Annotated in this window: 21 protein-coding genes, 2 tRNA genes and 1 pseudogene; 11 read left to right on the forward strand and 13 right to left on the reverse strand. The window is 49.6% G+C overall.

Annotated features, from left to right (window positions below):
- Both AC4IFB_RS08735 and AC4IFB_RS08740 read right to left on the reverse strand, forming a co-directional pair.
- Positions 1 to 662 (reverse strand): annotated as a pseudogene (locus AC4IFB_RS08735) (transposase); the annotation flags it as partial.
- A gap of 415 nt (positions 663 to 1,077) precedes the next feature.
- Entirely contained in the window at positions 1,078 to 1,476 is a 399-nt protein-coding gene (locus tag AC4IFB_RS08740; protein WP_490777920.1) for a hypothetical protein, read from the reverse strand.
- Positions 1,477 to 2,295: 819 nt separating this feature from the next.
- Between AC4IFB_RS08740 and AC4IFB_RS08745 the strand changes: the two genes are divergently transcribed.
- The 3 genes from AC4IFB_RS08745 to tsaB all read left to right on the forward strand — a co-directional run bounded on the left by AC4IFB_RS08745 (position 2,296) and on the right by tsaB (position 7,153).
- Positions 2,296 to 3,207: an efflux RND transporter periplasmic adaptor subunit gene (locus AC4IFB_RS08745; protein ID WP_490779955.1), complete on the forward strand. Its 912-nt coding sequence runs from the start codon at positions 2,296 to 2,298 to the stop codon at positions 3,205 to 3,207.
- 3 nt (positions 3,208 to 3,210) lie between these two features.
- Entirely contained in the window at positions 3,211 to 6,366 is a 3,156-nt protein-coding gene (locus AC4IFB_RS08750) for an efflux RND transporter permease subunit (RefSeq protein ID WP_490779956.1), read from the forward strand.
- Positions 6,367 to 6,472: 106 nt separating this feature from the next.
- Complete coding sequence (tsaB, locus tag AC4IFB_RS08755) at positions 6,473 to 7,153, forward strand: tRNA (adenosine(37)-N6)-threonylcarbamoyltransferase complex dimerization subunit type 1 TsaB (RefSeq protein WP_490777923.1); 681 nt, start codon at positions 6,473 to 6,475, stop codon at positions 7,151 to 7,153.
- A 71-nt stretch (positions 7,154 to 7,224) separates the two neighbouring features.
- On the opposite strand, the gene AC4IFB_RS08760 is transcribed toward tsaB, so the two are convergent.
- The 4 genes from AC4IFB_RS08760 to AC4IFB_RS08775 form a co-directional block, all read right to left on the reverse strand.
- Positions 7,225 to 7,749 (reverse strand): Slp family lipoprotein, encoded by a 525-nt coding sequence (locus AC4IFB_RS08760; RefSeq protein WP_490777924.1) that lies wholly within the window; start codon positions 7,747 to 7,749, stop codon positions 7,225 to 7,227.
- 9 nt (positions 7,750 to 7,758) lie between these two features.
- Positions 7,759 to 8,295, reverse strand: a complete 537-nt coding sequence (locus AC4IFB_RS08765) for a Slp family lipoprotein (protein ID WP_490777925.1) — start codon at positions 8,293 to 8,295, stop codon at positions 7,759 to 7,761.
- Positions 8,296 to 8,391: 96 nt separating this feature from the next.
- Positions 8,392 to 9,393, reverse strand: coding sequence for a hypothetical protein (locus AC4IFB_RS08770; protein WP_490777926.1), 1,002 nt, complete (start codon positions 9,391 to 9,393; stop codon positions 8,392 to 8,394).
- A gap of 5 nt (positions 9,394 to 9,398) precedes the next feature.
- Positions 9,399 to 10,328 (reverse strand): hypothetical protein, encoded by a 930-nt coding sequence (locus AC4IFB_RS08775; RefSeq protein WP_490777927.1) that lies wholly within the window; start codon positions 10,326 to 10,328, stop codon positions 9,399 to 9,401.
- A 225-nt stretch (positions 10,329 to 10,553) separates the two neighbouring features.
- Here AC4IFB_RS08775 and AC4IFB_RS08780 point away from each other — a divergent pair, with 225 nt between their 5' ends.
- The 3 genes from AC4IFB_RS08780 to AC4IFB_RS08790 are packed head-to-tail and all read left to right on the forward strand — an operon-like array spanning position 10,554 to position 13,317.
- A complete protein-coding gene (locus AC4IFB_RS08780; protein ID WP_490779957.1) occupies positions 10,554 to 11,804 on the forward strand; it encodes a glycerate kinase type-2 family protein in 1,251 nt (416 codons plus the stop codon).
- Positions 11,801 to 12,610, forward strand: a complete 810-nt coding sequence (locus AC4IFB_RS08785; RefSeq protein ID WP_490779958.1) for a ferritin-like domain-containing protein — start codon at positions 11,801 to 11,803, stop codon at positions 12,608 to 12,610. The genes AC4IFB_RS08780 and AC4IFB_RS08785 overlap by 4 nt, the downstream gene beginning before the upstream one ends.
- Before the next feature lie 23 nt (positions 12,611 to 12,633).
- Positions 12,634 to 13,317 carry a hypothetical protein gene (locus tag AC4IFB_RS08790; RefSeq protein WP_490779959.1) on the forward strand — a complete coding sequence of 228 codons (684 nt, stop codon included), beginning with the start codon at positions 12,634 to 12,636 and terminating at the stop codon, positions 13,315 to 13,317.
- A 475-nt stretch (positions 13,318 to 13,792) separates the two neighbouring features.
- Here AC4IFB_RS08790 and AC4IFB_RS08795 read toward each other — a convergent pair whose 3' ends face one another.
- The 5 genes from AC4IFB_RS08795 to AC4IFB_RS08815 all read right to left on the reverse strand — a co-directional run bounded on the left by AC4IFB_RS08795 (position 13,793) and on the right by AC4IFB_RS08815 (position 16,746).
- Positions 13,793 to 14,521 carry a UDP-2,3-diacylglucosamine diphosphatase gene (locus AC4IFB_RS08795; RefSeq protein WP_490775113.1) on the reverse strand — a complete coding sequence of 243 codons (729 nt, stop codon included), beginning with the start codon at positions 14,519 to 14,521 and terminating at the stop codon, positions 13,793 to 13,795.
- Positions 14,518 to 15,006: a peptidylprolyl isomerase gene (locus AC4IFB_RS08800; protein WP_490775114.1), complete on the reverse strand. Its 489-nt coding sequence runs from the start codon at positions 15,004 to 15,006 to the stop codon at positions 14,518 to 14,520. Before AC4IFB_RS08800 ends, AC4IFB_RS08795 begins: the two co-directional genes overlap by 4 nt.
- Before the next feature lie 44 nt (positions 15,007 to 15,050).
- The gene (locus AC4IFB_RS08805) at positions 15,051 to 15,620 is read right to left on the reverse strand and encodes a peptidylprolyl isomerase (protein WP_490779960.1); all 570 of its coding nucleotides are present in this window, start codon (positions 15,618 to 15,620) and stop codon (positions 15,051 to 15,053) included.
- Positions 15,621 to 15,875: 255 nt separating this feature from the next.
- Positions 15,876 to 16,256 carry a c-type cytochrome domain-containing protein gene (locus AC4IFB_RS08810; protein ID WP_490775116.1) on the reverse strand — a complete coding sequence of 127 codons (381 nt, stop codon included), beginning with the start codon at positions 16,254 to 16,256 and terminating at the stop codon, positions 15,876 to 15,878.
- 172 nt (positions 16,257 to 16,428) lie between these two features.
- Positions 16,429 to 16,746, reverse strand: a complete 318-nt coding sequence (locus AC4IFB_RS08815; protein WP_490775117.1) for a c-type cytochrome — start codon at positions 16,744 to 16,746, stop codon at positions 16,429 to 16,431.
- 252 nt (positions 16,747 to 16,998) lie between these two features.
- Between AC4IFB_RS08815 and AC4IFB_RS08820 the strand changes: the two genes are divergently transcribed.
- Both AC4IFB_RS08820 and cysS read left to right on the forward strand, forming a co-directional pair.
- Positions 16,999 to 18,606, forward strand: coding sequence for a methyl-accepting chemotaxis protein (locus AC4IFB_RS08820; RefSeq protein ID WP_490779961.1), 1,608 nt, complete (start codon positions 16,999 to 17,001; stop codon positions 18,604 to 18,606).
- 215 nt (positions 18,607 to 18,821) lie between these two features.
- Positions 18,822 to 20,207 carry a cysteine--tRNA ligase gene (cysS, locus tag AC4IFB_RS08825; protein ID WP_490779962.1) on the forward strand — a complete coding sequence of 462 codons (1,386 nt, stop codon included), beginning with the start codon at positions 18,822 to 18,824 and terminating at the stop codon, positions 20,205 to 20,207.
- A 34-nt stretch (positions 20,208 to 20,241) separates the two neighbouring features.
- Here the strand turns inward: cysS and AC4IFB_RS08830 are convergent, their stop codons facing one another.
- Positions 20,242 to 20,400 (reverse strand): hypothetical protein, encoded by a 159-nt coding sequence (locus tag AC4IFB_RS08830; RefSeq protein ID WP_490779963.1) that lies wholly within the window; start codon positions 20,398 to 20,400, stop codon positions 20,242 to 20,244.
- Positions 20,401 to 20,455: 55 nt separating this feature from the next.
- On the opposite strand from AC4IFB_RS08830, the gene AC4IFB_RS08835 reads away from it, so the two are divergent.
- Entirely contained in the window at positions 20,456 to 21,007 is a 552-nt protein-coding gene (locus AC4IFB_RS08835) for an REP-associated tyrosine transposase (RefSeq protein WP_490779964.1), read from the forward strand.
- 233 nt (positions 21,008 to 21,240) lie between these two features.
- Here AC4IFB_RS08835 and folD read toward each other — a convergent pair whose 3' ends face one another.
- Positions 21,241 to 22,101: a bifunctional methylenetetrahydrofolate dehydrogenase/methenyltetrahydrofolate cyclohydrolase FolD gene (folD, locus tag AC4IFB_RS08840; RefSeq protein WP_490779965.1), complete on the reverse strand. Its 861-nt coding sequence runs from the start codon at positions 22,099 to 22,101 to the stop codon at positions 21,241 to 21,243.
- Between the two features lie 162 nt (positions 22,102 to 22,263).
- On the opposite strand from folD, the gene AC4IFB_RS08845 reads away from it, so the two are divergent.
- Both AC4IFB_RS08845 and AC4IFB_RS08850 read left to right on the forward strand, forming a co-directional pair.
- Positions 22,264 to 22,340 (forward strand) — tRNA-Pro (locus AC4IFB_RS08845).
- A gap of 523 nt (positions 22,341 to 22,863) precedes the next feature.
- Positions 22,864 to 22,939: transfer RNA gene (locus AC4IFB_RS08850), tRNA-His, on the forward strand.
- Positions 22,940 to 23,266 lie beyond the last annotated feature (327 nt).

A 23,266-nucleotide genomic window follows, 5' to 3' on the forward strand; every position in this document is an offset into this window, starting at 1 on the left:
TTAGTGAGTAAGCGGGCATCTGGATCTATCGTCGAACATTGTGTTTCGCCGGTTTCCTCCAGCCCCCTCAGCATGGCCTGTGCCTCTGCTTGCCGGGCTTTCAATTTCTCCAGCTTTTCTGATAAACCTTCTGCTTCTGATAAGCTGCCCATGCCATGTGCCTGATCATCCTGATCGCTTTGATCAAGCGTGCCCAGGTATTGCTCAATATCCCGCTCAATCTTCGCCAGAACATTTTTTAGCTTTGATTGGGTGTAGATGCCTGCTTTACTGGCATTGGCATGGAAGAAACTGCCGTCGATAGCTACCAGCTCACCTCCGAAGAGTTTTAGGTCTTTGCACAGTAGAATAAAGTCTTTATTAATCTGCTTGATCGCTTTCGCATTGTCTTTGCGGAAGTTAGCGATGGTCTTGTAGGTGGGTCTTAAACCCTCTATCAGCCATATGACTTCCAGATTCCGATGAGCCTCTTTCTCAAGCCGACGACTACTACGTACCTGGTTGAGATAGCCATAGAGGTAGAGTTTCAGTAAAGCTGCGGGTGAATAAGCCGGTTGCCCTGCTGTCAGGTCACCAGCGGCATGTTGGAAATCGAATGACTCGAGTTTTAGACTCTCAACATAGGCATCTACCGCTCGGATAGGATTTTCGGCGGAGACGTAATCCTCTACGCTAGGCGGTAGTAAGGAGGGCTAATCACGATTGATCACTTTTTTGTAGCGGCGGTTCGTCATCGGTTTGAGCAAGTAACTGTAGATCACCTCATTTTACCAGAAAGAGGCTGAATACTTTCACAGTCTCAGAGCGTGGGAGCGAGGGCACTCCTATGCCACGCCAACTGACCCGCTATGGTGCTTGGAAAAACCAGCAGGCCTGAGGCTCGCTGCACTCAAACAGTCAGCCCCAGCAGGCGTGTTTGACTAAATGATATTTATGATTTGATTGAATAGCCACCTGCAACACCCAGACATGACCATATCAAGATTTAGGCGCATTCGCTGAGGATTGCCTTAGTCTGCCAAGCAGGTAGGTTTCAGAATAATGTGAAGATAAATTGAACAGCAATCATCCTTGGCCTCAGTCGATCTCCACGACCCTGGTAATCAGGTTGTTTCTGCGTCTGTCAGATTTGCGTCGTTCATCTTCCTGATGAAGGCCGTCACGCATTGTCCGTCTATCCCTATTGGTAAATCTACGATGATAGCGATGGGGTCTTAGATAGAGGCCATTCACTGTCTTGCCGTCAAGATTCTCGATAATGGTATCGGTGATTGAAGTTGGGTTTACTTGAACAATCGCATGATACTCAAAGGTGTCTTGTTGAAGATCCTTTATTCTGATGATTTTTGAACGTTTAATATTTGGCTTTTTTAATAGTCCGAAAGGCGACCAACCATTACGAGCGCCCTTGATAGTAACCTTTTGCACCTCTTTCAGAGTCACATTTCTGGGTAGATGCTTATAGAAAATCCACATGTCAGCCTCCAAGCTTTATTTAAAAATACAGGCTTCATCCAGTGAAAATAATACCCGATCCCTTGGTAGCTGTATCTCTATGGTGATTGTATAAGCACACATCGGCGTTGCTACATTGCAATCACTAAAAAATTCGATTTAAAGCGCCTTACTCAAATGGGTTGAATCAACTGTCTCCAGGTGATTCGAAGTAAGGCTGGTATTGATTAGTCGACCCAATAAAAAATGTCATGAAAGTTTTGGTAAATTGGGTCTGCTTTACCTGAAGATCCATTGGTTAATCGCTATCTGACCTCTGAATAGTTTCAGCTCTGGTTAGAAAAGCTATACAAAAGTAGCTTAATGGCAGATCCTTTCACAATATCTGAACGTTTATTTCCGTTACCCAAGGGGTGCAGAATTAATCGAAAGCGTCTGAAAGTACTTATGAATTTATTTGATACTGTTTCGTTTCCATATCATGCCTTGCGTACCACTTTCATTATATTGTACATAAAGTTAGCTGAAAACCACTGCATAAGTATAGTCAAACAACGCCATGATTTGTAAACCATTGTAACCAGCGAAATATGTCATGTATGTGTCTATATCCACAAATCTACTATGGTAATAATAACTGGTGCTTTAAGTTGACAGGTGGTTCAGATGACAGCCAATTCATTACCAATGGGCAGTAATGAGTTATGATTTTAAGGTGATTTGCTTACTTGTAGTGATGGGAATAGAGCTGCCATGAGATTTAGTTTTCTGTTAATAATTCTATGTGGGTCGCTTCCACTCTCTAGTCTCTACGCAGTTGAGAATGTGGTGATGGCCAAGATGGCAGTACAGAGGGGAATCCAGTCAGGCTTCACCCGTGCGCATTCCAGATTGGTTCTCTCCGCTGAACAGGCTGGGCGTGTGGTCACGGTAAACGGGGATGTCGGTGACACTATAAGCAAGGGGAGGGCTTTTGCCTGCTTGGATGATACCTATCTGGATCTTGATCTGAGGGCCAATCGCGCTGAGCAGGAAGCTCTAAATGTCGATAGGGCCTATTATCGCAAGGAAGTTGTCCGCTATAGTAAATTGGTAAAGAAAAACAGCTCTTCTGAAAGTCAGCTGGATAGCGCTCAGCGAAATTTGGATAGGAGTGAAACCCAACTCAACTCCCTCTCAATCGCAGCAGACATTTTATTGGAACGCAAACAAAGACTTTGCATCATTGCACCAACTGGCTGGCGGGTGATAAACCGATTCGTTGAACCTGGTCAATGGATTAACGCTGGTGAAGCGGTAGTTGAGGTCGGTGACTACAGTCGACTTGTAGCGCCATTTGCTGCCAGCATGACGGAGTATCAGGCGCTATTGGCGCAACAGAAAACAGGTCTCAAAGTAGTTCTGCCAGATTTGAAGATTGAGATACCCGCAAGATTGATCCGAGTATCCCCCGCTTTTGACAAACAGTCACGCAAGATCCATTTCGAACTGGAAATCTCTAAAGGGTTGCCCTCATACCGGGGCGGATTACGTGTTGAACTCGCACTAAATATTCCAACCCGTTCCGGGGCTGTTTTGGTGCCCGAGCGTGCACTACAGCAGCGCTACGAACAATATTGGCTTAAGCGACCGGATGGCAGCGAAATTTCTGTCGTCTATCTTGGTCGCTCAAATGGTCCGGATGAGGGTTGGGTACGCGTTACCTCGCCTGAAATAAAGCCAGGGGACAAGTTTCAGGTGAGTAGCGAGTAACCCATGCGTGATCTTGTCGCATTCTCACTGAAACAGCGGGTTTTTTACAACCTGATGTTTGTGGTGTTGATTGTGGTGGGATTTATCTCCCTGTTCGCACTGCCAGCAGAGCGATATCCCAACTTTGGTTTCGGTGAAGTGATTATCTCCACCGTCTATCCCGGTGCCTCTCCTGTTGAAGTGGAGAGTCTGGTCACCCGTAAGATAGAAGATGCACTGGAAAAAGTTGATGACGTAGAGTGGATCAATTCCACATCCTTTAGCGGACGTTCCAACGTCCGACTCAAATTTATTGATGATTCTGATTACGACAGCCTCTTCAATGAGGTTCGCTTCGAAGTCTTGAATATCATCAGTGAACTGCCGGATGGTGTCGATCCGCCACAGCTACTGAATGCAAAGGTGCAGGATTGGTTGCCGGTGATTTCAGTCAACCTGTTGGGTGATCAGAGTAATCGAGCACTCTCCTTGATGGGGGAGGAGCTGAAGACACGGATTCTGAAGATTCCTGATGTGCAGCAGGTAGAGTTTTCCGGCAGGCAGACACAAGAGTTTCATCTCTATCTCGATGCCCATAAATTGCGTGAGTTCGGTATCAGCTTTGACATGGTTGCCCAGGCATTGACTGGGGCCAACCAAACTATTCCCTCTGGAAAATACACCAACCAGAGCGGTGAGTTTCTGGTCAAGATGGATGAACGCTTTTACAGCCTGGAGCAAGTTCAATCCACGGTTGTTCGCCGAGATGCTGACGGAAGCTTTCTCTATGTTGCAGACCTGGTGACCCGAATGGGAATGGATTCCCGGGATCCAATCGTGATCGCTTCTGTAAATGGTCAACCCTCTTTAGGTTTGAAGGTCATCAAGTCTGATCAGGGCAATGCCATGTCTATTCGGGATGAGGTATTTGCAATCGTCGAGGAGTTTCGCCCCATACTCAAGGCCCAGGGTGTCGAATTGGTCCTGACCCAGGACTCGACCATCTATATCAAGGATGGCTTAAGCACCCTGGGAATGAATATGTTGGTGGGTATCTTCCTGGTCTCGCTGATCATCTGGTATTTCATGGGGATTCGCAATGCAGGGCTGGTCACCATAGGGATTCCTTTCTCATTCATGATCACGATGTTGATTATGTATCTGACCGGTAACAGCCTGAATGAGATCACCCTGTTCTCCTTCGTTCTGGTCACCGGCATAGTGGTGGATGACGCTATTGTGGTGACTGAGAATATCTACCGGCATGTACAGGAAGGTAAGCCGCTAAGGGATGCGATTATCAGTGGTACAACCGAAGTCGCGCTACCTGTGATCTCCGCCACCATGACCACTGTGGCCGCGTTTCTGCCAATGCTGATCATGACCGGATCCACCGGGCAGTTTTTTGCCCTGGTTCCGAAAGCAGTGACATTCGCCATTGTTGCTTCGTTAATCGAATGCCTGCTGATATTGCCTATCCACTATCTCGATTTTGGGCCACGTGCCCAAAATGCAGTGAAACTGTTGCAGCGGGACAATCTGATGATGCGGCTGGCACGCCGTTTTACCGACTGGTTGTTGAATCTGACCATGCAATATCGGGCACTATCGGTGATCGCTGTGACTTTGTTGTTTGTCGTTTCGGTTGTGATAATCAGCCTTTCAGCCAGTGGCAAAGTACCTCTGGTGCGGATTCAGTTTTTTCCGGATGACTACAAGATCTACTATGTCGACGTGGTAGGGCCAAGTAATATTTCAATCGATGAAGTCAACCAGCGGGTGAAACAGATTGCAGAGACGGTTATGGAGGATGGGCCGGGTATGGCCAGTGCCGCGTCTGGACTTGCCGGGATGTATTTCAATGAAGACTATGAACCGATTTATGGTAATAACCATGGTTCAGTGATCGTCACCATGCCAAGTGTCAGTCAGCAGACCTTCGATGACCCTCTGGAACACTTGCAACGTATGCGCGAAAAACTTAAGCCGATCTATGAAACAGATGGCTATGAACTCCATGTGCATCCCCAAAATGATGGCCCACCCAGCGGTAAGGATATCAATGTACGGGTAGTAGGGGCGAATGTGGAGATGGTATCAGCGCTGGCCAGAGTGCTTTTGGATTATATGCGGCAGTCGTCAGATATCGGCCCTAATTTAATCGATTTAAATGATGACAGGGGTGTCCCGAAGCGGGTTTTTCGTCTTCAGGTTGATCAACAAAGGGTAGCGGAGTTTGATCTCGATAACAGTCAGGTAGCGCAGCTGGCGGCCAGTGTGCTGGATGGACGCTATGTGGGGAAATATCGTCATATCGATGAAGAGGTCGACATCAAACTGCGCATCGATCCCGGTCTATTGAATGAGCCTGAGAATGTACTCTACATCCCGGTAATCGAAGATGCAGACCGGCCTGTCTACCTCAGCGATCTTGTGCGGATCAGGGCATACAATGAATCGGGTGAGATCAAGCGCTACCAGGGACAGAGGGCCATCAGTCTCAAGGCGGATATCCGTGAAGGTTCGCCAACATCAACTCCAGCGGTGGTGAATGCAGTTAAAACCTACTATGAGACGATCCGTGATGACTATCCAGGGGCCAGCGTGACTTTTGGTGGTGAGCACGAAGATACCCAGCGCTCCTTTCAGTCACTGGCCTATGCATTCATTATTGCTGTGTTGGTGATGTATGTAATTCTGGCGACTCAATTTCAGTCTTACCTTCAGCCGTTGATCATTCTCTCTGCGATTGTATTTGCGCTGATTGGTGTGGTGTTCGGAAAGCTGATTACGCAATCCCTGTTTACAGTAAACAGTTTTATCGCGGTGATTGGTGTGGCAGGTGTTGTGGTGAATGACGCTCTGGTGTTAATCGATTTTATCAATAAACGTTATCGCAGTGGTATGACACGACGGCAAGCGATTATCGAAGGGGTTCATATCCGCCTTCGTCCCATATTGTTGACCACCCTTACCACTAGCCTCGGTTTGCTGCCAATGGCGATAGGTTTCCCCAGTTATTCGCTGGTGTGGGGCACTATGGCATCGACCTTTGTTACCGGCTTGGCTGCTGCTACGGCTTTGACGCTGTTCATCATTCCCGTGTTGTGGGATCTGCTGCAGGGCCTGCAGGAATGGATGCAGAGACGCAGGGGGGATAATATCGGAAGTGCTGGATAAGATTACTCTGTTGTTTTATTCAGAGTTTTCACGAGTCGATCGATCTGTATCACCAATAAATTGTGTTAGCCTGGCAGTTTACAGCGTGCTACCTTCTGCCCCTATCATGAAACTACTAGCCATAGAGACCGCTACTGAGGCCTGTTCCGCCGCACTTCTCATCGATGATGAGGTGGAACTGCGCTATGAGATTAAACCGAGAGGACACAGTGAGTTAATTCTCGGCATGATGGATGAGTTGCTGGCTGAGGCAGAATTAACGCCCAAGCAGCTGGATGCGATGGCATTTGGTCGTGGCCCAGGTTCATTTACAGGGGTTCGTATTGCAACAGGGGTAATACAAGGCGCTGCCTTTGCTGCAGATCTGCCGGTGGTTCCAGTCTCTACCCTGGCTGCATTGGCACAACGTGCCTACAGGGACAAGGGTGAACCAAATCTGCTGGCTGCATTTGATGCCCGAATGGGGGAGTTGTATTGGGGTGTTTACCGCGTTGGTGAAAACGAATTGGTGAAGCCACTGTTCCCAGAGCAGGTTGCAACAGCAGATCTGGTGCGGCTGCCCCTGGATCAGGAGTGGTATGGCGCTGGATCCGGTTGGGGAGTCTACGGTGCTCAGCTAGGGGAACGATTGGGACAATCCCTGCTCGGTTATAAATCGGAAATCTACTGTAGTGCTATGGATGTAGCCAGACTGGCGGCTGCTGATTTTAGTGAAGGTTTGGCACTACCTGCCGAACAGGCACTACCGGTCTATCTTCGTAATGAAGTGGCACACAAAAAGAGATAATCTCAGTCGAGGCTGTGGTAAAAAAGAGAGCTGAGTTTATACGTTACGCCACACTAGTATGACGTACCACACTAGAAACCAATTCCGATTCCGATACCACCATAACTGCTGCCTCCGCTGCTGGCGCCAAATCCGAAGTGAATTCTCGGTTTGGCCCGGGCTCGGGCTTCACGCTCCTTTGGCCAGAGCGCCAACTGATCACAAATCAGGACTGGAAAGCTGTATTCGGCCTCACCTACCAGCCCGGATCGAACCTCTGAGAATTGGCCAGTGGCTGTGACAAGTCGCCCGGAAGCATAATCACCACTTTCCAGATAGCCTGACTGTCTGGCAATAAATCGACCGATTGATGCGCTGCTGGTAGTGGGCTTTCCCTTATCATCGAGTGGGTAAGCCAATATCTCCACCTCACTGACCTGATTCAGGTTCTTGGTGGCAATAATAATCCCACCCCACTGAATATCATGCTCTGGAACGGGAGCCCCTTCAGCAGCCTCTTTTGGGAGCAGGCTTCGATCCGCAGTGACAATCACCGGACTACTGCTGCAGCCCCAAAGAGTAAATAACAGCCCCAGGATCAGTAGACGAGCGGACATAATCAGCCACTACCAGTAGTAAGGGGTTCTGCGCCAGTAGGGGTAGAAAAAAGGGTCGTAGAAGGGGTCATAGTAGTAATGGGGATGGTTATAGACCTGCTGTTTGGCCCAAAGGTGAAAACTGTTTACTCTCACTAGGGGATAGGTGTAGGGAAACTCGCCGACAGGTTTCTCCACTACCCCGTCAACTTGACCGACTACGGTAATCAGGCGGTCTTTCGGAAAGTCCTGAGGTTCCAAAAAGCCATCAATGCGGGCCATGAAACGACCACGGCTTTTGCTGCTGGTAATGGGCTTACCCGATTTGCCCAAGCGCTGGGAGAGAATCTCAATGTGGGTTTCATCTGTCAGGTTCTCTACTGATATGATTTCACCGCCCCAACGAACCCGGGCTTCAGCAAACTGCTGCGGGGCCTGCTGAACCTCATCGACCCGGATATCACCATCGACAGGGGTGCGAATGATAAGGGGGATTTTTGATCCACAGCTGCCGATGAACAGGCTTCCGGCGATGATCAAGATTATACGTCTGATATTTCTGTTCATGCTTGCCATTACTTCCAGACTTACTAGTTCCAATACTATTGACTGCTGGGTCGACGGTTAATTCCTTTACTCAGAGGGTAGCGTTCACATCTTTGGTCATTCGACAATACGCTCTTTTTTGGCCTCTTCCTGATAATAGTAGTCATATTTCTGATGCATGTGGTTGGTGAAGCCCCAGGCTTCACTGTAGGAGAGACCACTGTTCTTCGGAATAATGACCTTCACGTAGAGGTTATTATGTCTCTCTTTTAGGGCAGCTAGGTTCTGTTCAAGCTTGCTTCGGGAGATGGATTTAAAGCGGCTATCCTTCGGGCCCTTATACTCTATGCGTGTGGTTTTTCCCTTTTTGGTATATCGCACTTCGACCAGGGTCTTACCCTTGGCTGTTCGTGCTGGTCGCAACAGTTTGTTGTACTGGATCTTGAGTTCAGAATAGTCCTGTTTCAAGTCTGTTATCTGGTCATCATGTTGTTGATTGAGGCTGAGGGCTTGCAGCAGCTCTTTCTCTTTGCTCGAGAGGGTGATCCGTAACTGCTCAAGATCCTGGCGTGTTGCGCTCTCTCTGGTATTTGCCTGCTCGAGGTCACTGCGGAGATCTTTAATGCTGAGATTGGCCTCGTTGACCTGATTTCTCAGCCGATCGCTCTCTTGACTGAGACGGGTGATCTGGGTATTGAGTAGGGTGCGTTCGTTACTGAGCGAGCTGACCTGGCTGTCGAGTTCATCCCGCTCACGGTTCAGTTGACTGATTTGAAAGCGTTGGCTTGAGATTGCTGCCTCCTGCTCCTCTGACCGTTCACTCAGCTGCATCAGTTGCATGCGCAGCATGGTCAGTTCATGTTCCCGTGCGATTAACCGCTCTTCGAGGGTCTCATTCTCCTCATCGGTGGAACGCACCAGCTCCATTGCCTGCTGTTCGGATTCCATGGTGGCTCGTAATTGACTCAGCAGCTCCATGTTACGCAGCAGCAGTATCACCATGGCAAGCATGAAAATCATCACGATTACAGTCATGATGTCTGTAAAAGAGGGCCAGAAACTGTCTTCGCCCTGTGCGCTCTGGTTATTGAGACGCAGATCGATGAAGCTATCGTCCATCTCGATCAATCATCCTCGTGCAGGCGGAAGCCGATTTTCAGAACATGTTTGATCTCAGACAGATCGTTGTGAATGGCTTCGTTTTTCTCCTCAACACTGTCCAGGGAGTCGAGCATCCGCTGTTCGATATTCTCGAAGGTCTCCTGAGACTTGCTCATCTGGTTGACCAGCTCCTGAAGTGAGCGTACCAGGCCGGTGAATTCGTAAAGGGCGCTGTCGGTCTGAACCTGAAATCTGGGAATCAACTCATTCACAGTGATCTGCTCAACAGCACTGATCAGATTGGTCTGAACATCACTGAGCTTGAGATGGAAATAGCCAAAGAACATGAAGCAGATGATTGCAGTGATGGTGGTGGAGAGTGCGGTGGACATGCCGTGTACCACCATCCCCATACCGCCGACATTGATTGATGTGGCGAGTAGGTCAGATGCGCCTATAAGGGCGATGGAGAGGGATACGATGGTGCCAAAAACACCGGTTAGAATGAGAATGTTGTTGATGAATTTGGGTAAGCTGTTACGGGTACTCTCACTAGCTACCAGAGTCGATGCCAGGGAGCCATGGTTAATTGGGCAATTAGCCTTGTGCAGCCCCTGCATGGTGCGGTAGCGGTTAGAGATAATCGCCCGCTTGTGGATGCGTTTCAGAGGATCGGCTTCACCCTCCCGCAGATTGCCCAGAAACCGGATCAGTGCATTCTCTTCTGAAGCGTAGTGCAGAAAAATTGCAATCATGCGTAAGATGCCGATTGAAAACAGACCGACAATAGCGCCATTGATGATCAATCCGGTACTGGTGAGTTGATCACGGAAATAGACATCATTGATGAACTCAAATTTCCACACCATGAGTGCCGCGATTATTGCGGACAGGAGAATCATCCGGATCAGAATGTTGCGACTGAAATTTCGACGCAGCTGTATGCTTCCCAAAGCTCTGCTCCCACCAAGATATGAAATAGATTACACAGTGTAACTCAGTAGCCGTGTTTCATGGAATAAATCCTGATACATTCTTAAGGGCACATCGATTAATTGCTTGTGCCCTTAAACACAGTTTCCGCAGTTGACCACTCTGTTCTGTTGCCAGGATGCGGATTCCAGGTTAAATCAAAAGAGCATCTGTTGCTCTAAGCACTATTCAAGAAGGTTGTTCAGATGCTGCATAACGATAAAACCACTGATGCCAGGCAAGCTTTGCTGCAGATCTATCAACGTGCTCTGACCAGGGTGGAAGGCAGGGCTGCAGTCGCTGCCTGGTTGCAGAAAAATCCGATTCAGACCGAGGTCAGAATGATCGCCATAGGCAAGGCAGCCCAGTCGATGGCATTCGGTGCTCATGACGCTCTGGGTGGCAGGATTCGTCAAGGCCTGGTGATTTCCAAATATGACCATCTGGATCATGAACTATGCCGTCTAAGTGGCTGGGAGTCGATAGAATCGGCTCATCCTGTACCTGATAGTGCCAGCCTGAAGGCTGGAGAGCGTCTGTTGAAGCTGTTGTCTGATGAGAGCGAGTTACCCCTGCTGATACTCATATCCGGTGGGGCTTCAAGTCTGGTGGAAGCGCCGATAGATGGTGTAGATCTGCCTTTTTTGGTGCGCGTCAATCAGTGGCTGCTGGGCAGTGGTCTGGATATCGTCTCCATGAACTGGGTACGCAAGGGACTTTCCCGTATCAAGGGGGGAGGGCTATTGAACTGGTTGAATGGTCGGGAAACCTATCTGCTGGCAGTTTCCGATGTGCCTGGTGATATCCCTTCGGCCATAGGCTCAGGGCTACTCAGCCCGGATGCGGATCTTCAACAAAGGATCTCCACCCTCGCATTGCCGGACTGGCTGCAGGAAAAACTGGCTTCAGGTGCACAACAGCGGGCACTGCAGGAACCGCTGCTTGAGCCGCCTCAATTGCACATTGTGGCCAATCTGGATGCAGCGAAAGCAGCCGCTGCAGAACAGGCAAAGATTTTAGGGTACGAAGTTAATGTGGAAACAGAGTTTTTGGAAGGGGATGCGGCCAGTACCGGGCGGAAGTTGGCCAGACAGATAGTCGAAAACCCTCCTGGCGTGACGATCTGGGGGGGTGAGACGACAGTGAACCTACCTGAGAACCCAGGTAGAGGAGGGCGCAATCAACATTTGGCACTGGCCGGGGCTGAGGTTTTGGCGGACTCCACAGCATGTCTGCTGCTCTCCATAGGAACCGATGGAACCGATGGACCTACGCAAGATGCCGGGGCACTGGTGGATGGGCAGACCATTTATCGTGCTCAAGCGGAGGGATTCGATGTCGGGAAGAGCCTGGCAGCGGCGGATTCCGGTCAACTGCTTGCTGCCAGTGGTGATCTCATTACCACTGGCCCTACCGGTACCAATGTTATGGATTTAGTGATTGGGTTAAAAGGATGAATCAAGAGCGATCACTCTATCTGGCTGCACGGGCCTGTCTGCTGTGCGAGTCGGTGGATGAGAAAATGGCAATGACTGAAGAGATCGCCAAAGCCTGGGCCGAGGGTGAGCTGACGCTTTCCGTTTGGACAGATGCTGATGCAATTACTCAGGCTGGTCATCCGCAACGTCCGGAGTTGGTACATCCCAGCCAGTTACCGAGGCGTGGCCTGGGTAGCGATGAGGGACGCCTGGCACTGATTCATGCCATCGCCCATATTGAATTCAATGCCATAAATCTGGCTTGGGACGCGGTTCAGCGCTTTCCCGATCTACCGCCGGAGTTCTATAGCGACTGGATTCAGGTGGCGGTGGAAGAGGTGGACCATTTTCAACGGCTGAGGTTGCGTCTCCAGGCTGGTGGCGCCGATTATGGTGATTTCCCTGGACACAACGGACTATGGGAGATGGCCGTACGAACAGCTCACGATCCACTGGTGAGAATGGCCCTGGTACCCCGCATGCTGGAGGCCCGCGGGCTCGACGTCACTCCTGGGATAATGGCCCGCTTCAGTGAGATCAATGACCAGCAGACAGTCGATGCATTGGAAGTCATTCTTAGGGAGGAGGTGGGACACGTGCAGTTTGGAAGTCGCTGGTTCAACTACCTCTGCGAGCAGAGGGGGCTGAATGCGGAAGAGGCCTATTTTGATCTGCTGGAAAACTTTCTTAATGGAGAGATCCGTTGCCCACTACATCACCAGGCCAGACTGGATGCCGGATTCAGTCAGTCTGAGCTGCAGAGATTGGAGGCACTATGCAAATGAGTATCTGCAGGTATATATCAAAAATGATCTGGATTCTTCTCTCTCTTTATCTCTCTTCGCCACTCACAGCAGGGGAACAGCAGGCAGAGCTGTTGCAGTATCAGATCAAAGAGGCTGGCCAGGAGCCCTATCTCAGCAGGATCTTTGTTACTCCCTTGATGATGCGCATCGATCAGGGCGAAAACATAGATGGCTATATTCTCTACGACCGCCGTCAAAGGGTGATCTACAGCGTCGATTATGAGGAACGCACCACTCTTGTGATCAAACCCAAAGCTGAAAAAGGTAGACCCTTGGTCGCCCCACCGAAGGTCACAACCCAGGCCCTTGATGTGGGAGATGCGCCAATGGTGGCGGGTCAGAAACCCAAGCACTGGCGAATGCTGGTGAATGACCAGCCCTGTCAGGAGGCGTTGACGGTTTCCGGTGTCATGGAGGAGAGTCTTAGCGCACAAAAAGAGTATCTCCAGTTGCTGGCAGAGCAACACAAAATCACTCTTGCTGCGACACCAATGGCGTTTAGGGATGAGTGTACCGATGCAATGCAGGTCTATGCACCGACCACTTTGTGGGATAAAGGCTTGCCCCTGCGACTCTGGGATATCAACAACAATCAGCAGATTTTAATCGACTTTTCTCCGGCGACAGCTGTGTCAGCTGAGCAGTTTAGTCTGCCGGATGATTTCGAACGTCTACCTATGCAGTAGGTCGGTCGGAGTCGAGAGCTACCATATCGCGATTCACTTCGAAAAATCACAAGTGAATTTCTCTAGCAAGTCTATCCGTTCTGGGTTCGACTCCGAGCCCGGAGATAAATTATTTGCGCGTTTTGGTGGGGCATGGCCCCACCCTACCAACCACCCCTCATGTAGGGTGGGGCCATGCCCCACCAGCTGTGCTCAAAAAGAAACGCTAAACGTTTTGGTCAGCAACCCGCTAGGGGCAAGGATTGGAATGGAGCGGAGTCGAGAGCTACCATATCGCGACTCACTTCGAAAAATCAGAAGTCTATTTCTCTAGCAAGGCTATTCGTTCTGGGTCCGACTCCGAGCCCGGAGATAAATTATTTGCGCGTTTTGGTGGGGCATGGCCCCACCCAACCAACCACCCCTCATGTAGGGTGGGGCCATGCCCCACCAGCTGAGCTCAAAAGAAACGCTAATCGTTTGAGTTAGCAACCCACTAGGGGCTAAACGTCTCACGACTCAGCCCATTTTCCGTTACACAGATGATTTCAGCATGATCTGCATGCCACTCACCAAGCACATGGCGTGATACTGTGTGGGAACCGAGCTTGAAGCTGTGGTCAGCCGGTCTGTGGGTGTGTCCATGAATCAGTGATTGAGCCTGATACTGTTGCAGATAGCTCTCTATCGCCTGCTGATTGGCGTCCATGATCGCTTCAGATTTGAGTGAATTTGCCTCACCACTCTTGGCCCTGTAATCCTGAGCAATGGCGATTCGTTCAGGGATAGGCAGAGATAGGAAGTGGTTGATGAAGGCTGGCGCTCTGATCTCCTTGCGAAACTGCTGATAGGCCTGGTCATCGGTGCAGAGCAGATCCCCATGCATCAATAGTGTCGGAATGCCGTTGAGATTAACCAGGCAGGGGTCTGATATCAGCGTCGCGCCGGTTTCATCACAGAATCCTTCACCGATCAGAAAATCCCGATTACCGTGCATCACGTTCAATTGGGTTCCAGCATCTGCGAGTCGTTTAAGCGCCTGTTTGACCTCAGTCAGAATGGGCTGTTGAACGTCGTCTCCCAGCCAGGCGTCAAACAGGTCACCAAGAATATAGAGGCAGTCAGCTTGGGGGGCTCTCGATTCGAGAAAATGGTTGAAGAGTTGCAGCCTGCCCGCCCCTTCGGCGGACAGGTGCAGATCAGAGATAAAGAGCTGATGGGTCACTCTGTGATTTCAGCCTTCTCAATGATGATATCTTCCACAGGCACGTCCTGATGTCCTGCCTGGGTAGTAGTGGCCGTGCCTTTCATCTGGGTCACCAGATCCATGCCTGCGACTACTTTGCCGAAGACACAGTAGCCCCAGCCATCCTGACCTGGATGATCGAGAAACTTATTGTTTGCAACATTGATAAAGAATTGAGCCGTTGCGGAATGAGGCTCCATGGTTCTTGCCATGGCGATAGTGCCAGTTTCATTGGAGAGTCCGTTTTTAGCTTCATTCTCAATCGGATCTCTGGTCTCTTTCTGGACCATTCCTGGAAGAAAGCCACCACCCTGGATCATGAAATTATCGATCACGCGGTGAAAAATTGTGCCGTCAAAGAATCCGTCCTGTACGTATTGTTTGAAATTTTCGCAGGTTTTGGGCGCTTTCTCTTCGTCCAGTTCGATTTGGATAGGGCCTAGGTTAGTTGTTAATGTGATCATCAGTTTTCCTGTCAGTTTCTTATGGTTGATTGGTCAGTAGCATTTCACTCGATGATGCTGACTTTTTCGATGGTAACCGTACTATTGGGCACATCCCGCATGCCACTGCTTACCCCTGTTGGCTGCTCAGCGATCTTGTCGACCACATCCATACCCTGGATGACTTCGCCAAATACAGCATAACCCCAACCATCACGGCTGGGATAGTCGAGGAAGCTGTTGTCTTTGTGATTGATGAAGAACTGGGCGGTGGCAGAGTGGGGTGCTGAAGTACGGGCCATGGCGATTGTGCCTTTTTTGTTTTTCAGGCCGTTTTTAGCTTCATTTTTAATTGGGCTCCGGGTCTCTTTTTTCTCCATGTCGGCGGTGAAACCACCACCCTGAATCATGAAATCTTTAATAACACGGTGGAAGATAGTCCCGTCAAAGAAGCCCTCCTGGATGTACTGCTTAAAATTTTCCACTGTTCCAGGCGCTTTATCCTGATTCAGTGAAAGTGTGATATCTCCCATCGAGGTCTTCATTAAAACCTTTACTGGTTCAGCCCACACATCGGTGGTCACTGCAAAAAGAAAAGTCAGGGATACTATCAGTGATTTATAGATTTTTTTCATAACATCCTCATGTTTAACGGTTCGAAAGCGGTTATGTGTTGGAAAAGGCCTGAGCCATTGCCGATTCAACAGGGGGTTTATTATTCAGGGTGCATGATAACGATTAAAAACCATCATAACAAAGGGGGGATCGTCAATACATTATGAAGCTATCTGCAAGCGTCGCAAAAAACAAAAAGCCCGTAAACCATGAGTGACTCAAGGTTTACGGGCTTTGGTGTATTCTTATCTACATAGTATCTAAAAGGGCGAGGATCAGTTGTCTTTCGCGCCCTGACTTATCCAGTGCTCAATTTTTGTGATCTCAGCTTCTGAGAGGGCTTCCTTACCATGGGGCATACGTATTGATGGATCCACTTTGCCAGAAACGAGACGATAAAATGAACTGGAGAGAGGATCTCCCGCAACAACTACAGGCCCAAACTTAGTTCCTTTCATCATGCTGGCATAGTCTTGGGTGATAAAGCCACTCGCTTCTGCGCCGGCACCACCAGCCAAATGACACTCAGTACAATATTTATCGATTATTGGCTTGATTTCAGATTTAAAACTGACCGGTGCCGGTCCGGCACTACAACCCACCAGCAATAGAGTTGAAAGGGTTGATAACAAAACCAGTGTTTTAGGTCTGAACATAGAGAACTCCTTAAGAATTATGCTTATTGTAGGCCTTGGCAAAGTACTATTGGTTTGCAGGACTACCTGAAAATTGCCAACCAAGGTTTAATTCGACTTCTGTCATTTATTTTATATTCTAGCTCAGGAAGTGGCGTCAGAAAAAACCGTTATTCAAACTGAACCACTTCTTCTATTTCAATGTCATGATCCATTCAATCACACCTTTTATCTTATCTTCGCTGGCTGGGCTGGGAGGCATCATTGCAGTGCCCCATACCAGGGCTTCACCAGGTTTGCTCCCGGATTTGACCTTGTTGGTCAGTCGGTCAACCGCTCCAGCGTCGCCAGCGTATTTTGCGGCGACATCCTTGAATGCCGGGCCAACCAGTTTTGCATCCACTTTATGGCAGCCTGAGCATCCGGACTGCATTGCCAACATTTCACTTGCATAAGCAGAGGGTGTTGCTACAGCAGCGGCTACGATTAAAGCATATGCGAATTTGCGCATCGGATATCTCCAGAATCATTTACTTAGGCAGTTCTGTCAAATTTTCCCAGTTATAAGGGGAAACTCTCTCAGGAGGTTCCTCTAAACTGCCTGGATTTAGTTGTGACAATCTATTTGTCGGGAGAAATTGAAGATTCTTTAGGATTTTAACAGCTACAACGGAAAGATATTTAGGATTAAAATTCAAGTGTCTGCACTATTTGCCGAAATATTATCCAGTAGTTAAACAGTTTAAATATTCTGGGTTGAGCAATGGCTAAACATATTTCTGTGCAGTGGAAGATAGTCACGCCAATGGCGTTGATATTCATCTTAATCATGTCAGTAGTAACCATTTATTCGGCTCAACAGCAAAAGGACAGGCTTTTGAGTCTATCGGAACATCAGATTTTTGATGTTCTGCATGGTTACCTGGATAGTCTGAACGCAATGATGTTTACCGGTACCATGGGTAACCGGGAACTACTGCGGGATAAAATTCAAAAACGCGATGGTGTGATTGAAGTTCGAATGTTGCGTGCTGAGGCTGTAAACAAGACATTCGGCGTCGGCTTCGATCATGAAAAACCCCTCGATGATCTCGATCGGCGCGCCTTGAATGGTGAGCAGATTATCCAGGTTGAAGAGGTGAAGGGTGAAAGGATTTTAACCATCATCGAGCCTTTCGCAGCGGTTTCTGACCGAAATGGTACTAATTGTCTGACCTGCCACCAAGTGCCGGAAGGGACTATTCTGGGAGCAGGGCGACTCAGTTTTTCCATGGGAGAGCGTGATAAGGCGATTGATCATGAACTGTTAGTAGGCGCTGGAATCAATTTTCTTGTCTTGATAATAGGGCTCTTCATAATCAGTGTGATTGTGCGCAAGGTCGTGATTAAACCACTGCATGGTTTAAAACAGACTATGGACCAGGTAGGTGCAGATTCTGATCTCCGTCCAAGAGTTACCTTGGGAGCAAATGATGAGTTTCGGGAAGTTGGGGAAGCGGTGAACAGTATGCTTGGCCAATTCCAACCGACCATCAATGATTTGGCCCATACTATGGATGGCTTGGCCAGTTCAGCAGAGAGAATGGCGCAGGTGACCAAGGTTACCCGAGATGGTGTCGATGAGCAGGAGAAAGAGACGGAGCAGCTGACAGTAGCCATTGGTGAGCTTACTGTTGCTGCAGAACGGGTGGCTCACAATGCGGCAGGCGCTGAACAGGCCGCTGCTGATGCCAAGAACAATGCCAGTGCAGGCGGCGAAGTGGTTACCCAGGTATCCAATTCAATTATCCGACTGGCCAAACGTGTCGATGACGCAGCAGATGTGGTCAAACGACTGGCTGAGGGAACTCAAAATATCGGCCAGGTTTCTGAATCGATAACTGCCATTGCGGAACAGACGAATCTGCTGGCCCTGAATGCAGCAATCGAGGCAGCTCGGGCTGGTGAACAGGGACGAGGCTTTGCTGTGGTTGCTGATGAGGTACGCAATCTCGCCCAGAGGACTCAGGAAGCGACCCACGAGATACAGGGGATAATTGAACAGTTGATCTCTTCATCTGATCAGGCGGTAAAAGTTATGGATGGAAGCAAGCAGGAAGCAGAGCAAAGTGTCTCTGACTCAAGCCGAGCCGGAGAGGCCCTGCAGCAGATTGCAAATGCTGTGGAGATGATCAGCGAGATGAATGCCCAGATCTCTACGGCTGCGTCTGAGCAGACTAGCGTCGCCACTGAGATCAACAAAAACATCATTGCGATCAGTGAAGTCTCCCATCAGACCGTAGAGGGAACCTGTCGCACACTCAAAGAGAGTGAAGAGGTTGCGCAGATCTCACAGAAACTCGATAAAATGGTTAGCCAGTTTAAAGTGTGACTGAGAACCACTACCCGGTTGGATTTTAGCAATCTCCGGGTGAAATAGATTGGTGGCTAAGCGGCCCGGCCGTACACGTAAGTGTCGGTCGGGCTTCTTTATTTATGGGATTAATAAAAGTTCTTTCATTACCCTGTCCAAATGATTGGCTATGAAGGCAACCCCCTTTTCGTTAATATGCCAGGGTTTCATCTCAGTAGGACAGGCTCGGAAATATGCTGACAATCTATAACGATCTCACCAATAGAAAGGAAACCTTTAAACCCCTGGAAAGCGGAAAGGCCAGCATGTACGTGTGTGGCATGACGGTATACGACTTGTGCCATCTTGGGCATGCCAGGGTGATGGTGGTGTTCGATGTGGTCTATCGATATCTCCAGGCCAGTGGCTACCAGGTCACCTACATCCGCAATATCACCGATGTCGATGACAAGATCATCAAACGTGCAAATGAGAAGGGGATACCCTTTACCGAACTCACTGAGCAGTTTATTCAGGCAATGCATGAGGATGCTGATGCCCTGGGGGTTTTACGTCCCTCAGATGAGCCTAAGGCGACCCAGCATATGGATCAGATCCTGGAGATGATTGAAAAGCTGATTGAGAGAGGGCATGCCTATGCAGCCGACAATGGTGACGTCTACTACGATGTACGCAGCTTTCCCGGCTACGGCAAGCTATCGGGTAAATCGATTGAGGATCTGCGATCAGGTGCCCGAGTTGAGCCAGGGGACGCAAAGCGGGATCCCCTCGATTTTGCGTTGTGGAAAGCGGCAAAACCAGACGAGCCTGCCTGGGATTCACCGTGGGGACGGGGTCGCCCTGGTTGGCATATCGAATGTTCAGCCATGTCGACCAAGGCACTGGGCAACAGCTTCGATATTCATGGTGGTGGTGCTGACCTGACCTTCCCTCATCATGAGAATGAGATAGCCCAATCAGAAGGAGCCACGGGACACCCCTTCGTCAACTATTGGATGCACAATGGTTTCGTGCGCATCAATGATGAAAAGATGTCCAAGTCTCTGGGTAACTTCTTCACGGTAAGAGAGATCCTTGAACGCTATAAAGCCGAAGAGGTGCGCTATTTCATCCTCACCAGTCAATATCGCTCACCACTCAATTATGATACTGAGCATCTGGACAATGCGCGGGCCGCATTGACCCGATTCTATAACGCGTTAAGGGGCCTGCCTCTTGTGAAAGCAGAAGGCGGAGAGGATTTCACTAACCGTTTTTACGCGGCAATGGATGACGATTTCAATACTCCTGAGGCGTTGGCGGTACTGTTCGACCTGGTACGGGAGATCAATCGAATAAAAGAGTCGGAAGCCGATTCTGCAGCCCCTCTTGGCGGTGTTCTTAGAGAGCTGGGTGGGCTTCTTGGTTTGTTACAAAGCGATCCGGAAACCTATTTAAAAGGCGGTGTATCAACAGATGACGGCCTCTCTGATGAGAAGATTAATGCGCTGGTACAGGCTCGCATCGATGCCAGAACAGCAAAGGATTGGGCTGAAGCTGATCGGATAAGGGATGAACTGCAGGATGCTGGGATTGCTTTGGAAGACGGACCACAGGGCACCACCTGGCGCAGGGGGTGAAGGATAACGGTGGGGCATGGCCCCACCCTACGCCTCATTCCGACATGGTGGTGCTACGCCCCACCAACAAAACCAGGTAGGGTGGGGCCATGCCCCACCAGCAAAACCAGGTAGGGTGGGGCCGTGCCCCACCAGCAAAACCAGGTAGGGTGGGGCCGTGCCCCACCAGCAAAACCAGGTAGGGTGGGGCCATGCCCCACCAATAACCTGCTTAGAATCATCACCAGACAACGCCAAGGAGAGGCAATATGTCGAACTACCGAAGATCCAACATGCCGGGTGGCACTTACTTCTTTACCCTCGTCACTCACAATCGAAAGCCTCTTTTTTCAACAGATAGAACCCGCAAGATTCTGCATCGGGCTATCGCAGATGTAAAAGAGAGGCGCCCCTTCAAGGTTGAAGCGATCTGCCTGTTGCCAGACCACATCCACACAGTTTGGAGACTTCCAGTCGGAGATAGTGCCTACCCTCAGCGCTGGAATGAGATCAAAGGGATCTTCACAAAACACTTTAGAGATATCTCATCAGATGAGGAGAAAATCTCACAATCCCGTCAGCGTAAGGGTGAGGGAGGTCTATGGCAACGCCGATTCTGGGAACACCTTATTAGAGATGAAAATGATCTCAAGAACCATATGGATTATCTGCATTTCAATCCCGTCAAACACAGATTGGTTGATCAGGTTGTTGACTGGCCCTGGTCAAGCTTTCATAGTTATGTGAAGGCAGGAATCTATCCAGTGGATTGGGGCGGTTCACTTCCGGCTAAAATGAATCTCAACACGACGGGTGAGTGAATTGGTGGGGCATGGCCCCACCCTACGCCTTATTCCGAAATGGTGGTACAACAAAACCAGGTAGGGTGGGGCCATGCCCCACCAAGCAACATCAAACGGATAGGGCTGTACCTAAAAAGGCGTCAGGTAGGGTGGGGCCATGCACCACCAAGCAACATCAAACGGATAGAGCTGCACCCAAAAGGGCGTCAGGTAGGGTGGGGCCATGCCCCACCAAACGAACTGTGATGATACTACTTGGACGAGCTATGAAGCTCCGCCGCCTGTAAGGTGTTTTCCAATAGAGTGGCAATGGTCATGGGCCCAACGCCACCAGGTACCGGTGTAATCCAGGAGGCACGCTCCTTGGCTGCCTCAAAGGCCACATCCCCAACCAATTTACCCTCATCGGTGCGGTTGATACCCACATCGACCACAATTGCACCCTCTTTGACCCAATCCCCAGGGACAAACTCCGGACGTCCAACTGCGGCCACCAGGATATCGGCACTACGAGCTTTCCCTGCCAGATCCTTAGTACGGCTGTGACAAACAGTGATAGTGCAGCGAGCTGCCAGCAGCTCAAGCGCCATAGGGCGGCCGACAATGTTCGATTGGCCGATAACCACCGCATCCAGACCCTCGAGTTTTTGACCGGTATGTTCCAGCATGGTCATTATCCCGCGGGGGGTGCAGGGGCGTAATATAGGCATGCGTAGGGCGAGTCGCCCTACATTATAGGGGTGAAAACCATCCACATCCTTGGTTGGGAGAATGCGCTCGATAACCGCCTCCTCATCGATCTGATCAGGCAATGGCAGCTGAACCAGAATACCGTCGATGGATTCATCATCGTTGAGCTGGTCGATCACCTTCAACAGATCGGCCTGAGTGGTATCGACGGGCAAATCGAAGGATTGGGAGTGAAAACCGACCTCTTCACAGGATTTACGCTTATTGCGCACATAGACCTGAGAAGCTGGATTTTCCCCCACCAGAACTACAGCTAACCCCGGCTGGCGTAGCCCGGCGGCGATTCGGTTATCAACGCCAGCCTTTATTTTTGCTCGCAATTCGGCCGCGATCGCCTTGCCATCTAATATCTTCGCACTCATGGAACTACCACCAGTCATAAAAACAGGAGAGGCATGATACCGAAACCGATGCAGAGTGTCAGTGCATTCGCACTAATCGGCATTGACCTTAGCGGATAACGACAGTATTATTCCCACCCTTCGCATATCCAGGTTGGTAGTCTGCTCACCTGGTTGGCGTATCGGGGTATAGCGCAGTCTGGTAGCGCGCCTGCTTTGGGAGCAGGATGTCGGGAGTTCGAATCTCTCTACCCCGACCAATTTTTAGGGACATCTGATTAATTCTGGATCGAGCGCATGGCGAGATGAAAGGGTCCGGATTAAGGCGAAAAACGCACGTAATAGCTCGCTATTGCGAAGTTTTTCAACGCAGAGCCGGAGCCTTTCAGCCGGCATGCACCGAGCCACGAATTGATCAGAGGTTCCTTTAAGCGCCCGTAGCTCATTTGGATAGAGCATCGGCCTTTGAGTCTGCACATCAAGATGTGCAAAACAGGAGCCTTTGCGGGGAACAAGAACCCACAAAGTGGATCGCACTGTATCGGGGAAACCTTAACAGGTCATGCTGATGGCAATCCCGAGGAAACCCTAACGGGGATCCGTAGAGACTATACGTGTGACGCCTGAGACGGTGAAGAGATAGTCCAGACCACAAACTCTGAAAAGAGGCGTCGAAAGGCGTAGTTGGTAAGCTAAGCCGAGGGTAGCAGGTTCGAATCCTGCCGGGCGTGCCAAGTCTGCAGGGCTGGTTGTTGATTACAACCAGATTGGTAACAGTTAATGGTGGGCGTAGCTCAGTTGGTAGAGCTCCGGATTGTGATTCCGGCGGTCGTGGGTTCGAGACCCATCGTCCACCCCATTTTCTTACTCACAAAAATATACCTATAAAAACAGAGACTTACAGTTTTACTCATTGTCACCGGGGTGACAGTTTGGGGTGACAAACGGGGTGACAGTTGCTTGTAACCCATACTATTAATTCCTATCCCTTTCTATTGACCTGCCGTGATACTACCCTTGTCGGGTCAAGTGGACAGCCAGCACCCATTAACTTTTCTGATAATCCATCACTAATATTTGAACACTAGTTGATTGCTCTGGTGGAATACCTGAGGATGGCTGTCTATTCTGCTCCAGATTATGACCTCACTATAGGTTCAGGAGCCCTTGCCTATAGAATTATCGG

The sequence above is a fragment of the Candidatus Thiodiazotropha sp. AKIB8 genome (assembly GCF_058244675.1).